Raw genomic sequence first — 14188 nt, forward strand, 5'->3', positions numbered from 1 at the left:
CAGTGATGGCCGACGGAAATCTGGCCGAGACCCGGCCCAATGAACCGGCTGTCGCAGGGGCGACGGCCTTGCCGCCGGAAGAGATCGATCGGCTGACCGACGCGATCGTGGCCGCCCTCAAGACCGTCTACGATCCGGAAATCCCGGCCGACATCTACGAGCTCGGCCTGATCTACCGTGTCGAGATCGCCGACGATCGCAAGGTGAGCATCGACATGACGCTCACGGCGCCGGGCTGCCCGGTGGCGGGCGAGATGCCCGGCTGGGTGGAGAATGCCGTTGCAAGCGTGCCCGGTGTCTCCGAGGTGCAGGTGAAGATGGTTTTCGATCCGCCGTGGGATCAGTCGCGCATGTCCGACGAGGCGCGCGTCGCGCTGGATATGTGGTGAGGGATCCAATCCTCTCCCTCTCGCATTCGCGCCGAGTCGCGCTTATATTCGTGGGGTAAACCGAGCGCCGGGCCTTGAACCCGGTGTTGTTGGAGTGTTCCAGTGAGCAAGATCCGTCCGAAGTTCAAGGTCGTTTCGCTGACCGATGCCGCGGCCGACAAGATCAAGGCCATCATGGCCAATGCCGAGCGGCCCTATGAAGGCGTACGCGTCGGCGTCAAGAATGGCGGCTGCGCCGGCATGTCCTACACGATGGAATATGCCGAAACGGCAAACCCGCTCGACGAGGTGGTCGAGGACAAGGGCGTCAAGGTCCTGATCGATCCCAAGGCCGTGCTGTTCCTGCTCGGCACCGAGATGGACTACAAGACCGACAAGCTTTCGGCCCAGTTCGTGTTCAACAATCCCAATCAGACCTCGGCCTGCGGCTGTGGCGAGTCGGTAGCGATTACGCCGGCTGCGAGTGGCGCCCTGGAAGCGACGGCCTGAGGCTGCCGCCGGATGGATCACGAGCATCTGCGCGACCTCTTCGCCGGCATGCCCCGTCTATCCATCCGCCGCTTGTTCGGCGGGGTTGGCCTTTATTCCGATGGCGTGGTCTTCGCACTCGGTGCTTTCGATGAGATCTGGATCAAGGCGGATGCCGAGAGCCAGCCTCTGTTCGAGCAGGCAGGTTCGCGCCCCTTCCGCTACCGGGGCAAGAACCGTGAGGTGCAACTGCCGTATTGGAGCCTGCCTGACCGGGCGCTGGACGATCCCGATGAAGCGTTGAAATGGGCTCGGCTCGGCCTCACGGTTTCCTTGCGTGCGCCGAAGCAGGCGTCTAAAGCAAAACGTTCCAGGAAGAGCGCGTCGCAGCCTTTGTGAGTGTTCTCGTATCCTCGATATCGGACCGTCGCCATGTCCATCGTGCTTTCGATCGCCCTGTTCTTCGTCATCTGGTGGATGACGCTGTTCGCCGTGCTGCCGCTGGGCGTGAAGAGCCAGTTCGAGGGCGGCGAGGTGGTGCCGGGCACCGAGGCCGGCGCGCCGCAAAGGCCGATGCTTCTGAAGAAGGCGGGCATCACCACGGTGATTGCCGCGGCGATCTTCACCTGCGTCTATCTCGTCGTGTCGAAACATTGGATGCCACACCAGATCTTCGACATCGTGCCGGACCTGAAGCAATAATGGCCGTGCTCTCACGCGACGTCGGTGCGCAGGACCATGTGAAGGGGCTGGCCGATGCGCCGGTCACCCTGGTCGAATATGGCGATTTCGAATGCCCCTATTGCGGCGAGACCGTCGGCGTGATCGACGGCGTTCAGCGTCTGATGGGTGACAGGCTGCGCTATGTCTTCCGGCATTTTCCCCTGGTCGAGCCGCATCCTTTCGCCCTGCATGCCGCCGGCCTCGCGGAAGCCGCCAGTGAAGTCGGACGGTTTTGGGAAGCGCATCGCATCCTCTACGACAACCAGCATGCGCTCGATGACAGGGCGCTGCGCAGTTACGGGCGCCGGCTCGGTCTCGGTCAGGACGCCGTCGAGGCGGCCCTGGGCGGGCGCTATGCCGCCAGGATCGAGCTCGATTTCGAGAGCGGCATCGCCAGCGGCGTGAATGCGACGCCGACCCTGTTCATCAATGGCACCCGTCACGATGGCCGCCGCGACCTCAGGGGGCTGCATGCGGCCCTGCTGGCTGCTGCGGAAAGCCGAGGCTGAGCCTGCTGCCCGCGGCACATCAATGCTGCAGCACGATCTTGCCGAAATGCCTGCCGCCTGCGAGATGGCGCAGGGCTTCGCCGATATCCGTCCAGGGATAGCAGCGATCGATCACCGGTCGAATCCTGCCGCCGTCGATGGCCCGTACCATTGCCTCGAAGGAGGCGCGTGAGCCGACTGGAATGCCCCGCACCGTCACCTGGCGCCGGAAGATGTCGAGCGGATTGATGGTTCCCTCAGTACCGCCGAGATAGCCGATCACGCTGATTTGACCGCCGCGGCGTACGGCACGCAGGGACTGTGCGAAACTGTCGGGACCGCCCACTTCCAGGACATGATCGACGCCTCGCCCGCAGGTCAGCTCGATCACGGCGTCCGCCCATTGCGGATGCTTGCGATAGTTCACGCCGGCCGCGGCCCCCAGGGCCCTGGCGCGCTCGATCTTCTCGTCGCTGCTTGAGGTGACGATGACACGAGCGCCGGCATTGACGGCAAATTGCAGGGCGAAGATCGAAACGCCGCCCGTGCCGAGCACGAGGATGGTGTCGCCGGCCTTGAGGTGTCCTTGCGTGACCAGGCTGTGCCACGCCGTCACGCCGGCGCAGGGCAGGGTGGCTGCTTCGAGGTCGGTGAGGTGGGCGGGCGCGGGTACGACAGCCTGTTCGTCGAGGGCGGCATATTCGGCCAGCAGCCCGTCAAGCGGGCCGCCGCGCTGATGGCTTGGCTCGGCCATGTCGAAACTGCCGCCGACCCAGCGTTGCCAGAACGTGCTGCAGACCCTGTCACCGACCGCCACGCGGCTGACGCCTTCGCCTATCGCGACCACTTCGCCGACGCCGTCCGAAACCGGGATCAGCGGCAAGGGGAAGCGGGTGTGATAGCTGCCGCGGATGATCTCAAGATCGCGGTAGTTGAGGGCCGTGGCCCTGATGCGCACGATCACTTCCTGGCGTCGCGGCGTCGGCATCGGCCGTTCGACCAGCCGCAGATTGTCGATGCCAGGCTCGCCGTCGATGATGATGGCCTTCATTCTCGTCTCCTTGTCCGTTTGGCTTGGCAAGGATGCGAGCGCAGCGCATAATGTTCAAATTCATAATAATTAGAATTAATATGCAGAGAATGTATGATGCTGAGCGAGATGCGCACTTTCGTTCTGTTCGCCGAAGAAGGTTCGATCCAGAAGGTCGCCGAGCGTCTGCCTCTGACGCAGCCGGCGGTCACCCGCCAGATCCAGCGGCTCGAACAGCTTCTCGGCTTCGAACTGCTCGACCGTCGCCAGAAGCCATCGGCCTTGGCGCCCTTGGGTGTCGAGGCACTCGCACGTTGCCGAAAGGTGCTGGCCGCCTATGACGAGTTTACGCAGATGGCAAGCCAGCGTGACCCCGAAGGCATGCTCAGGGTGGGTGTCGCCCATGGCATTGCCGGCAGTGCCCTGGTGCCGATCATTCGTGACCTGCGGCAGCGATTTCCGAACGTGATGCTGCGCTTGACCACGGGCTGGAGCCAACCGCTGTCCGAGCAGCTTGGCCGTGGTCATCTCGATGCCGCCGTGCTGCTTTCGGCCGAGGTCGTCGCCGACCGGCTCAGCATCCTGGGACAGGAGCATCTGTCGATCATCACCGCCAGTGCCGACGCTGCCGGGAAGGCGAGTGGCTCGATCGCCGAGGCCGGCTGGATTCTCAGTCCCGAGCCATGCGAGGCCCGCCGGCTCCTGGCTTCGGCCATGGTGCGGCGGGGACAGGCCTTGCATGTCGCCGCCGAAGTTCAGGATTCGGGCCTGCAACTGGCCCTGGTGCGGGAGGGGCTCGGCCTCAGCCTGTTGCCCCGCCGTGTCCTGGAACGAGCCGCCATTCCGGGCATTGCCGCGATCCAAGAGGCCGATGATCTCGGCCTGGTTCTCGACGTTCAGATGCAGCGCTCGCCGCATCTTCGCTCGCTCGACCCTGTCGTCGACGTCCTGGCGCAGGCGATAGGGGCCTGGTTGGGGTGAGGGGCAGTCCTTATCCCTTCGGCTTGTTCCCGGGCTTTTCCATCCATTTGATGATGAGCATGGCCGGAAAGACCCAGGCAAGGCCTAGAATGGCATAGAGGATGGGTTGCAGCCAGGCGGGGGCATCGGTGATGCGGCCTTCCGCCAGCGCCATGGCGAGGAGGGCATAGACCACGACCAACACCAGCATCGCCAGCGAACCGACCAGTTTGCGGAGGGACGGTGCCTTGTAGTCCTGGGCCATGATCTCGAACTCCATGGTTCAGCGTCGTCTCCGCCAGCCGGAAAGGCGCAGGCCGACATGCCGCTGGAGTGCGACGCGAGCGCGCGTTGCTCCTGGCCAGCGATTTCTATATCTGTGCGCCTTCTAGAGCAAAGCGCGTTCAAGTGTGAACGCTTATTTGCTCCAACTCTCTGTTTCCAAGTCAATCCAATGGATTGGCTTGAGCGTCGTTGCCCGTCTCGGCGATCCCGTCAGAGCGCAAAGCGCTGTCCAAGCCAGTCGATCAGGAAAGGCATGCGTGTGGCCGCCATTGCAGACAATCCCACTCTTATCGGCATGAGCCGCGGCCATCTTGCTGCTGTCCGCGCCTGGCTCGTCGTCGTAGCGGTGCTGGTGATTGCCATGGTGGTGGTGGGCGGCGCCACGCGCCTGACCGAGTCCGGCTTGTCGATCACCGAATGGCAGCCGATCAAGGGCACCATTCCGCCGCTCTCCGCTGCCGAGTGGACGGCCGAGTTCGAGAAATACAAGCAGATTCCGCAATATGTGAAGCTGAACCTCGGCATGTCGCTCGAGGAGTTCAAGTTCATCTATTGGTGGGAGTGGAGCCACCGCCTGCTCGGCCGCCTGATCGGCATCGTCTTCGCCGTGCCTTTCCTGATCTTCTGGCTGCGCGGCTGGTTGACGCCCAAGCTCACCGTGAAGCTGGTCGGCCTGCTGGCGCTCGGCGGCAGCCAGGGATTGCTGGGCTGGTGGATGGTGAAATCGGGCCTGGCCGATCGGACCGAGGTCTCCGAATATCGCCTGGCCATGCATCTGACCCTGGCCTGTCTCATCCTCACCGCCATCGTCTGGGTCGCGTCCTCGCTTAAGGAAGAACGCGCCAGCGGCTCTGTGCCGGCAACAGCGCGGGCGATCGCCTATCTCCTGGTACCTCTCATCCTGGTGCAGATCTTCATGGGCGGCCTGGTGGCCGGCCTGAGGGCCGGCATGGCCTACAATACCTGGCCGCTGATGGATGGCCATTTCATCCCGGCGCTGAACAATCTCTACATCATGGCGCCGACCTGGGTGAACCATTTCGAGAACGCGCTGACCGTGCAGTTCCAGCACCGCATGGTGGCCTATCTCATCGTGGCGCTGGCCCTGCTGCAGGCCTGGCTGGCCATGCGTGGGGGTAATGGCCCGGCGCGCGGCCGGGCCTTGCTGGTGGCGGCCGTCGCGCTGGGCCAGGCGGCGATCGGCATCATCACGCTCGTGCTGGTCGTGCCGCTCTGGGCGGGCATCCTGCACCAGCTCGGCGGCGTCCTGCTGCTCACCGCTGCGACGGTACACGCGCAGCGGCTGGTTGCAGGGCCGGCGCCTCAGCTCCCGGCGAGGGCCTGATCGAGGTCGGCAATGATGTCCTTGACATCCTCGATGCCGACCGAGATGCGCACCACGTCGGGACCCGCGCCCGCTGCCTTCTTCTGTTCATCCGACAATTGCCGATGGGTGGTCGAGGCCGGGTGAATGATCAGCGAGCGGGTGTCGCCGACATTGGCGAGATGCGAGAACAATTTGACGTTCGATACCAGCTGGATGCCGGCCTCGTTGCCGCCCTTCAGGCCGAAGGTGAACACCGCGCCGGCGCCCTTGGGGCAGTATTTGCGGGCGAGGGCGTTGTATCGGTCGGCATCGAGGCCGGGATAGGACACCCAGGCCACGCCGGGATGCTCGGCCAGATACTGGGCGACCGCCAGGGCATTGTCCGAATGCTTCTGCATGCGCAGCGGCAGCGTCTCGATGCCCGTCAGGATCAGGAAGGCATTGAAGGGCGACAGCGCCGGGCCGAGGTCGCGCAGGCCGAGCACGCGCGCGGCGATGGCGAAGGCGAAATTGCCGAAGGTCTCGCCGATGACGATGCCGTTATATTCCGGGCGCGGCGCCGACAGGAAGGGATAGCGGCCCGAGGAGAGCCAGTCGAACTTGCCGCCGTCGACGATGACGCCGCCGATCGAGTTGCCATGCCCGCCCAGGAACTTGGTGGCCGAATGCACCACGATGTCGGCGCCGAAGTCGATCGGGCGGGTGAGATAGGGCGAGGCGAGGGTGTTGTCGACGATCAGCGGCACGCCGGCCTTCTTGGCGATGGCGGCAATGGCGGCGATGTCGGTGATGATGCCGCCGGGATTGGCGATGGATTCGATGAAGATCGCCTTGGTCTTCGGCGTCACCGCCGCGGCAAAACTGGAGGGATCATTGGCATCGGCCCAGCGCACGTTCCAGTCGAACGAGCGGAAGGAATGGTTGAACTGGTTGATCGAGCCGCCATAGAGCTTGTTGGAGGCGATGAATTCATCACCCGGCTGCAACAGGGTGTGGAACACCAGCATCTGCGCGGCGTGCCCGGAGGCCACGGCCAGGGCGGCGGTACCGCCTTCCAGCGCGGCGACGCGTTCTTCCAGCACCGCATTGGTGGGGTTGGTGATGCGCGAATAGATATTGCCGAAGGCCTGCAGCCCGAACAGCGAAGCGGCATGGTCGACATCGTCGAAGACGAAGGACGTCGTCTGGTAGATCGGGGTGGCGCGCGCGCCGGTGGTTGGGTCCGGCTGTGCCCCCGCGTGAACGGCAAGCGTTGAAAACCCTGGTTGTTGCCCAGCCGACATCATGATCCTCCTTGGATGGTCTTGTAGAATGCTTGGCCGCAATGACACGGCGTTGGTGAATTGGTGTCATTGCGAGCGCAGCGAAGCAATCCAGTTTTTGTAGGAGGACGCTGGATTGCTTCGCTGCGCTCGCGATGACAGACAGTACCGGCAGCCTATTGGCGCAAGCCGAGGCGTTGGAAGCCGCGGGTATCGCGGGTGGCGCGTTTGGAAGAAATCGCGCCGGAATTGACACCGGCCCAGCCGATCTCGCCGGACAGCCGGCCATATTCGATCTTGGGGCAGCGGTTCATCACCACCTCGATGCCGGCGGCTTCGGCTTTCGCAGCCGCGGCATCATTGCGCACCGTCAACTGCATCCAGATCACCTTGGGTAGGATAGGCAGGGCCAGGATCTCGTCGACCACCGCACCGGCCGCCTCGGAATTGCGGAAGATATCGACCATGTCGACGGGGCCGGGCAGAGCTGCCAGGCTGGCATAAACCGGCAGATCCAGGATGGTCTTGCCGGCGAGGCCCGGATTGATCGGGAACATCTGATAGCCACGCAGCTTGAGATATTTCAGCACGAAATAACTCGGCCGGACCTCATTGGCCGAAGCGCCGACCATGGCGATGGTGTGAACCTTGCGCAGGATGTCGCCGATATAGTCGTCAGAATAGCTGTCGTGGTTCATTCACACATCCGCCGGTCGTCGATCGGTCAATCAGTTGGCTTCGGCTATCGGTTTGAGCTTGTCGAGGAAGGGTTTCACCACCTCGGCATTGCCGGGCAGGGGTGTCAAGGCTTGCAGGGAGGCAAACTGCTCGTCGAGTTGCTGCAGCGCCTCCTTCTTCTTTTCGGGGGTGAGGCTCTGGTCCGCCTCGATCTCGGCCCGCGCCTTGGCCTTGTCTGCCTCGGGATCGTTCTGGCCGCTGTCGGCAGCACCGTTATTGTCGGGGACATCTGCCTGATAGGCCAGCATCACCGAATTGGTGACGATATCGAGCGCGTCCAGATCCTTGAAATCATACTTGCTCAGAATCGCATCGGTGCGCGTCTTGGCGTCGGCAATGTCCTGGAATGCCGGCAGGGAGGCCACCGGATCATCGCCCGGCGTGTCGGAACGGTCGCCGTATTTCTTGGTGAGGTCGGTCGCAAGCACCGTCAACTCGGCGCGCGCGGCAATGAACTTCTCCACCATCGCTGCAGTCAGCTTGACCTGATCATCGCTCGCACCGGCAGTGCTGGCCAGGAAACAGGCCGATAGGGCCAAGCCGGAAGCAAGACATAGGCGGCGGGCGAATTGCCTGATGGTGGAAGCGTGCATGTTGGCTACCAATCGAATTGCTCGCGCAGGATACGTTCGTCGAGCGAGTGCCCAGGATCATGCAGCATGACGAGGTCTTGCGACGAATCCATGGCTATCTCGACACGCTGCACGTCTTTGACCTCGACATTGTCGCCGACCGCATTGACCGGCCGCTTGGCCGGCTCCAGCACGTCTATGGTGACGCGTGCCCGCTGCGGCAGGATGGCACCACGCCAGCGGCGAGGGCGAAACGCCGAGATCGGGGTGAGCGCCAGCAGGGGCGCCTCCAGGGGCAGGATCGGACCGTTGGCCGACAGATTATAGGCGGTCGATCCGGCAGGCGTCGCCACGATCAGGCCATCGCAGATCAGGCTCTCCAGCCGGACATGCTCGTCGATCGAAATTCTGAGCTTGGCTGCCTGGAAACGGGCGCGCAGCAGTGAGACTTCGTTGATGGCATAGGATTTCGACGTGTGGCCACGCGTATCGACCGCGCACATCGCAAGCGGATGCACCACGCTGCGCCGGGCCTTGGCCAAGCGGTCATGCAGGTCGTTTTCGCGGAACTCGTTCATCAGGAAGCCGACGGAGCCACGATTCATGCCGTAAATCGGAAGCTTGCGGCCCATCAACCTGTGCAATGTCTGCAACATGAGGCCATCGCCGCCAAGAGCGACGACAACCTCCGCCTCCTCGATCGGGACGTTGCCATAGCGGGCCGTGAGCGACTTGAGCGCCTTGCGCGCCGAAGCGGTCGCAGTGGCCACGAAGGCGATCTTCTCGAAATGATGTTTGCTGGTCACGAATGAAATCGCAATGGGAATGTTCGCTGGACCAGGGCGAGCCCGGGTCGATGGGTAAGGCAGGCGACGCATGCCCGCCGCCAGCCTATCGCGAAAAAATGCCGGCTGCCAATGCTCAAAGCGTCTTGCCGTCGGGCGCAAACGCCCAGAGTTGCAGGAACGCTTCCCAGCCCATGGCCACGGCATAAGAAAACGCCGCACTGACCATCAGTGCGGCGCCTTCTAGGATCACCAAGCGCCCCGCCATCCGACGCAAGCGCCGCGAATCGCAAGGTTGCTCTGGCCTGTCGTCGGACTGGTCTGGATACGAAAGGGCCGAGCAAAGGAGCGGTCGGTCATGAACGCCCTCTGCTCAGGTCGCTCACCTCATTTCTTCGACCACCATCCGGCCTTTTTCGGCTTGGCCGGATCGACGGCGTCGACATAGACATAGGCTGAAGGGTTGGACACCACGACTTCCCGTACCGCGGCAGATGCCACAGCTTCCTGAACCGGCTCCGGTTCCGGCTCGGCGACGGGAGCCGGTGCCGGGGGCTGTTCGGCCTGAACGGGCTCGGCCTCCGGGGCAGGGACCGGCGCAGGCGCGCTCTCCGCTTCCGTCTTGATCGCCACCTGCTTGCGACCCCGGCGCTTGGGCTTCGGCTTTTCCTCGACGACCGCCTCGGGCGCAGCCTCGGCGATGGTGGGGGCTTCGACGGCTTCCGCTGCAACGGTTTCAATGGTCGCGACTTCGGGGGCGGAAGCCTCGGCTGCGGGCGCTTCGGCTTCGCCAACCGCCGGCGTCTCCACTTCGGCCTCGCGGCGACCGCCACGACGCCCGCGGCGCCGGCGCTTGCCGGCATCGGCACCCTCATCTTCGCTCGGCGCGGTAGCTTCGGCGGCCGGAGGTGGCGTTACCTCCTCGGCGTCGGGAGACTCGACGGCGACCTGCTCGGCAGCCGGCGCGGCATCCTCGCCTTCACCTTCGCTTTCACCCTCGTTTTCATTGGCTGCGGCGTTCGGTGCATCTGCCTCGCCGCCGGCGCCATTGCCCCGGCGGCGGCGGCGGCGGCGGCGGCGCTTGCGACCGCCGTCGCCGGCATCGGCTTCGCCATCCGCGGCCTGGTGGCGCGGCTTGCGGCCACCCTCGGTCTCCTTCTCCTCCTCCTCGTCGGCTTCGACTTCGATCTCGACTTCGACCACTTCTTCGGCCGGCGGGAAGGAATCGACCTGGACCGTGGTCGCCACCGGACGGGGTTCCTGCGGCGTGGCGATATCGCCGCGCTCGATCAGGTAGTTCTGGTTGCCCACGATTGTCTCATCGGCGCTGACGGTGATCGAGACGCCGAAACGGGCTTCCAGTGCATAGAGATGGCCACGCTTATGGTTGAGCACATAGAGCGCGGTGGCCGTCCGGGTACGCAGCACCAGATTATGTGTGGCGCTCTTGAGAAGCTGGTCTTCGAGGGCGCGCAGGATGTGCAGCGCCACCGAGGTGACGGAGCGGACATGGCCGCTGCCGCCGCAATGGGCGCATACTTCGGTGGAGGATTCCAGCACGCCGGTGCGGATGCGCTGGCGCGACATCTCCATCAGGCCGAAATGCGAGATGCGGCCGACCTGGATGCGCGCCCTGTCGTTCTTCAGGCAATCCTTGAGCTTGCGCTCGACCGAGCGGTTGTTGCGGCTCTCGTCCATGTCGATGAAATCGATGACGATCAGGCCGGCGAGGTCGCGCAGGCGCAGCTGGCGGGAGATTTCCTCCGCCGCTTCGAGATTGGTCTTGAGGGCGGTGTCCTCGATATTGTGCTCGCGCGTAGCGCGGCCCGAGTTGACGTCGATCGAAACCAGCGCCTCGGTCTGGTTGATGACGATGTAGCCGCCTGATTTCAGGCTGACGGAGGGCGAGAACATCGCATCGAGCTGGGCCTCCACGCCGAAGCGCTGGAACAGCGGTGCCGCCTCGCGATAGGCCTGCACGTTCTTGGCATGGCTCGGCATGAGCATGCGCATGAAGTCCTTGGCTTCGCGATAGCCGTCGTCGCCGGCGACGATCACCTCGTCGATGTCCTTGTTGTAGAGGTCGCGGATCGAGCGCTTGATCAGCGAGCCTTCTTCATAGACCAAGGTCGGTGCGGCGGATTTCAGCGTGAGATCGCGGACGTTCTCCCACAGGCGCAGCAGATATTCGAAGTCGCGCTTGATCTCGACCTTGGTGCGCGAGGCACCGGCCGTGCGCAGGATCACGCCCATGCCGTCAGGCACGTCGAGTTCGCCGGCCACGGCCTTCAGGCGCTTGCGGTCGACGGCATTGGTGATCTTGCGGGAGATGCCGCCACCACGGGCGGTGTTGGGCATCAGCACCGAATAGCGGCCGGCCAGCGAGAGATAGGTGGTGAGGGCCGCGCCCTTGTTGCCACGCTCTTCCTTGACGACCTGGACCAGCAGCACCTGGCGGCGCTTGATCACTTCCTGGATCTTGTACTGCTTGCGGGGACGGGAGACACGCTCGGGGATGTCGTCGGCAACATCACCGCCGCCGAGGGCTTCGACATGCTCCTCGTCGGAGCCGGAGCCGACCTCGACGATGCCGCCCGAGCCACCATCCTCACCCGCGCTGTCGTCGGAGGCTTCAGGCTCGGGGGCCGAAGCGACGACGGCGGCCGTCTCGGCTTCCGCAGCCTCGGTGCGGTTCTGGCCACGGCCGCGGCGGCGGCGCGAACCGCTCCGGCGGCCTTCGCCCGCACCATTGGCGTTGCCGTTTTCCTCGTCGTCTTCCTCGTCGCGATGCGAGCGCTGTTCCTCGGCCAGCAAGGCCAGGCGATCGGCAACGGGGATCTGGTAGTAATCGGGATGGATTTCCGAAAAGGCGAGGAAGCCATGGCGGTTGCCGCCATATTCCACGAAGGCCGCCTGCAGGGACGGTTCGACGCGGGTGACCTTGGCGAGATAGATATTGCCGCGCAGCTGCTTGCGATTGGCTGCCTCGAAGTCAAACTCCTCGACGCGATTGCCGCGGACCACCACGACCCGGGTTTCCTCCGGGTGGGCGGCATCGATCAACATTTTGTTGGCCATTATTATTTTCTCTCTGGCAAGCACGGCCGGGGTCATGCGCGGGGCTGCTGGCGACGAACACCGATACAGCCCTGCCGATGCGGCAGGCGCTTGCTCTGTTGGCTGGGACAAGGCTCGATGAGGGGCGAATGGTATGTCCCGAAGGCGAAAGCGGCAGTGTTCGTGCAAACCACTCGGGGAGTGCACGCTGCATCACTTCTCGACGTCCGGGGGATGCTGTTGTTTGCATCGCTCCATCACCGGGTTCGGGTCTCGGGACTGCTCCCGAGACGGCGCTCTCGGTCGATGGGCGGGACGGGATATCCGACCGGCGCTCGCGCCGATCCGGATCGCTGGGCGATCCGCACGCCACCCGTGATTCTCCTTATCCTCTAAGGACACATCAGCAGCCGGATAACCTCGGCTTGGCCGGCACCGCATACGATCGTCACGCTTTCACGGCGCAACCGGTCTGCAGGGACCATTCTGATGCTCGAATTCGGCATGGTCGGAGAACCATTCGAGAGCAGATTTGTTTTATCGAGTTCTTGTTCGATTTGGCAAGGATTTCCGTTGGGTGTTGCAGGAAGGACACGCAAAACGTCGGGTCTGCGTTAACGTCCGGGACACCGTTCGGGGTCTTCATCATTGTTTCGCCACTTCCGAGCGGATATTGGCAAGGCCGAATTTTGCGCTGGGCCCTGCGTTGCCGCAACGGGAGCCGCATGCGCGACGGCCGTGTTCGGCGGGACAATTGGAGATGATGGGCGGAATGAGGCTCGCCGCGATAGGCATACTGGTCTTGTTGGGGGTGGGACAGGTCCAGATGGCCCGTGCCGCCCAAGGGCCCGTTGCCCCTCCGGTCACGGCCGAACCCGCGCCGACGCAGCCACCCGCGACAGCGTCGCCATCCGCCCTGACGGCCAGTGATGCGCGCCTCGCGGGTGACGACAAGCGCACGCGCCTGATCGTCGATCTTCACGGTTCCGTGAGCGACCTGAATTTCCGCGTCTTCGTGCTGCCCGATCCCTATCGCGTGGTGGTCGATCTGCCGCAGATCGAATTCGGCATGCCACCGGACACCGGCAAGCATGGGCGCGGCGTGGTCAGCGCCTATCGATTTGGCCTGATCGCGCCCGGAAAGTCCCGCATCGTGCTGGATCTAACCGAGCCGGCGGCGGTGGACAAATCCTTTCTCCTCGATGCGCTCGACGATCAGCCGGCGCGGCTGGTGATCGATCTGGTCAAAACGGATCGGGCCGCTTTCCTACGCACGGCGGCGAGCCAGAGGAGTTCGGACATGACGGCGCATCCGCAGCCACCCTCGCCACCTTTGTTGCCGGAGAGCCAGCCTGGTCTGCCCGTTGTCGTGGTCGACCCCGGCCATGGCGGCATCGACATGGGCGCGACGTCCAAATCCGGCGAGCAGGAAAAGACCATTGTGCTCGAATTCGCCAAGCGGCTTGCCGACAAGATCAATGGGACGGGGCGCTATCGGGCCGTGCTCACTCGCGACGGCGACACCTTCATCTCGTTGGCCGGCCGCGTACAGTTCGCGCGGGCCAACCGCGCCTCGCTGTTCATCTCGGTGCATGCGGACACCCTGCACGACCCGTTCGGGGTTCGGGGGGCGACGATCTACACGCTCTCGGATCGGGCCTCCGACGCCGAATCGGCTCGCTATGCCGAGCAGGAGAACAAGGCGGATGCGATTGCGGGCGTGGACCTGGCGTCGGAGCCCGGCGATGTGGCCGATATCCTCATCGATCTCACGCGGCGCGAGACCAAGTCCTTCTCCAACGGCTTTGCCAAGGTCCTCATCGACCAGTTCCAGGCTGCAGCCACGCTGAACAAGAACCCGCACCGCTCGGCCGGCTTCAAGGTGCTGACCGCACCCGACATTCCCTCGGTGCTGTTGGAGCTCGGCTATTTGTCGAGCCGGGATGACGTGAAGCTGCTGACCTCGGACGATTGGCGCAGCCGTGCCGCCGATGCCGTGGTAACGGCCATCGATGGTTTCTTCCAGCAGCGCCGCGCCAACCAGCCGGCCGCCTCCAGCGGCTCCGCTCCGGCAACGCCCTGAAGCGCTTCACGCCGGCGTCAC

The 14188-nt window shown here is 64.1% G+C and carries 15 protein-coding genes; 8 read left to right on the forward strand and 7 right to left on the reverse strand.

Translation table 11 applies throughout. The annotated features are described in order from the left end of the window. Positions 1 to 5 precede the first annotated feature (5 nt). The 5 genes from ACIGJE_RS15985 (at position 6) to ACIGJE_RS16005 (ending at position 2089) form a co-directional block, all read left to right on the forward strand. Positions 6 to 389: an SUF system Fe-S cluster assembly protein gene (locus ACIGJE_RS15985; RefSeq protein WP_068282576.1), complete on the forward strand. Its 384-nt coding sequence runs from the start codon at positions 6 to 8 to the stop codon at positions 387 to 389. Between the two features lie 111 nt (positions 390 to 500). Next, on the forward strand, positions 501 to 878 hold the full coding sequence (locus ACIGJE_RS15990) for a HesB/IscA family protein (RefSeq protein ID WP_068283007.1): 378 nt from the start codon (positions 501 to 503) through the stop codon (positions 876 to 878). Between the two features lie 12 nt (positions 879 to 890). Continuing rightward, positions 891 to 1256, forward strand: a complete 366-nt coding sequence (locus tag ACIGJE_RS15995) for a TfoX/Sxy family protein (RefSeq protein ID WP_311938223.1) — start codon at positions 891 to 893, stop codon at positions 1254 to 1256. A 33-nt stretch (positions 1257 to 1289) separates the two neighbouring features. After that, positions 1290 to 1559: a DUF1467 family protein gene (locus ACIGJE_RS16000; RefSeq protein ID WP_311938224.1), complete on the forward strand. Its 270-nt coding sequence runs from the start codon at positions 1290 to 1292 to the stop codon at positions 1557 to 1559. Then, positions 1559 to 2089, forward strand: coding sequence for a DsbA family protein (locus ACIGJE_RS16005; protein ID WP_311938226.1), 531 nt, complete (start codon positions 1559 to 1561; stop codon positions 2087 to 2089). The genes ACIGJE_RS16000 and ACIGJE_RS16005 overlap by 1 nt, the downstream gene beginning before the upstream one ends. Positions 2090 to 2108: 19 nt before the next feature. Here the strand turns inward: ACIGJE_RS16005 and ACIGJE_RS16010 are convergent, their stop codons facing one another. Further along, positions 2109 to 3119 carry a zinc-dependent alcohol dehydrogenase family protein gene (locus ACIGJE_RS16010; protein WP_415086894.1) on the reverse strand — a complete coding sequence of 337 codons (1011 nt, stop codon included), beginning with the start codon at positions 3117 to 3119 and terminating at the stop codon, positions 2109 to 2111. A 108-nt stretch (positions 3120 to 3227) separates the two neighbouring features. On the opposite strand from ACIGJE_RS16010, the gene ACIGJE_RS16015 reads away from it, so the two are divergent. Next, on the forward strand, positions 3228 to 4079 hold the full coding sequence (locus ACIGJE_RS16015; RefSeq protein ID WP_311938229.1) for a LysR family transcriptional regulator: 852 nt from the start codon (positions 3228 to 3230) through the stop codon (positions 4077 to 4079). A gap of 10 nt (positions 4080 to 4089) precedes the next feature. On the opposite strand, the gene ACIGJE_RS16020 is transcribed toward ACIGJE_RS16015, so the two are convergent. Next, positions 4090 to 4338, reverse strand: coding sequence for a DUF2842 domain-containing protein (locus tag ACIGJE_RS16020; RefSeq protein ID WP_311938231.1), 249 nt, complete (start codon positions 4336 to 4338; stop codon positions 4090 to 4092). A 258-nt stretch (positions 4339 to 4596) separates the two neighbouring features. Between ACIGJE_RS16020 and ACIGJE_RS16025 the strand changes: the two genes are divergently transcribed. After that, positions 4597 to 5688, forward strand: a complete 1092-nt coding sequence (locus tag ACIGJE_RS16025; RefSeq protein ID WP_415086891.1) for a COX15/CtaA family protein — start codon at positions 4597 to 4599, stop codon at positions 5686 to 5688. Here the strand turns inward: ACIGJE_RS16025 and ACIGJE_RS16030 are convergent. From ACIGJE_RS16030 to ACIGJE_RS16050, 5 genes are all read right to left on the reverse strand, one after another. Then, on the reverse strand, positions 5667 to 6953 hold the full coding sequence (locus ACIGJE_RS16030; protein ID WP_311938234.1) for an O-acetylhomoserine aminocarboxypropyltransferase: 1287 nt from the start codon (positions 6951 to 6953) through the stop codon (positions 5667 to 5669). The genes ACIGJE_RS16025 and ACIGJE_RS16030 overlap by 22 nt on opposite strands. Before the next feature lie 155 nt (positions 6954 to 7108). After that, positions 7109 to 7630, reverse strand: a complete 522-nt coding sequence (locus ACIGJE_RS16035) for a CoA-binding protein (protein WP_394309178.1) — start codon at positions 7628 to 7630, stop codon at positions 7109 to 7111. 30 nt (positions 7631 to 7660) lie between these two features. After that, positions 7661 to 8263 (reverse strand): hypothetical protein, encoded by a 603-nt coding sequence (locus tag ACIGJE_RS16040; protein ID WP_415086888.1) that lies wholly within the window; start codon positions 8261 to 8263, stop codon positions 7661 to 7663. Between the two features lie 5 nt (positions 8264 to 8268). Then, complete coding sequence (locus tag ACIGJE_RS16045) at positions 8269 to 9048, reverse strand: NAD kinase (protein ID WP_311938239.1); 780 nt, start codon at positions 9046 to 9048, stop codon at positions 8269 to 8271. Positions 9049 to 9414: 366 nt separating this feature from the next. Then, complete coding sequence (locus ACIGJE_RS16050; protein WP_311938240.1) at positions 9415 to 12105, reverse strand: Rne/Rng family ribonuclease; 2691 nt, start codon at positions 12103 to 12105, stop codon at positions 9415 to 9417. An 805-nt stretch (positions 12106 to 12910) separates the two neighbouring features. Here ACIGJE_RS16050 and ACIGJE_RS16055 point away from each other — a divergent pair. Next, positions 12911 to 14167: an N-acetylmuramoyl-L-alanine amidase gene (locus tag ACIGJE_RS16055; protein ID WP_483677925.1), complete on the forward strand. Its 1257-nt coding sequence runs from the start codon at positions 12911 to 12913 to the stop codon at positions 14165 to 14167. The last annotated feature ends 21 nt before the right edge of the window (positions 14168 to 14188 follow it).

This window comes from Labrys sp. E2SS-1L (assembly GCF_057073705.1).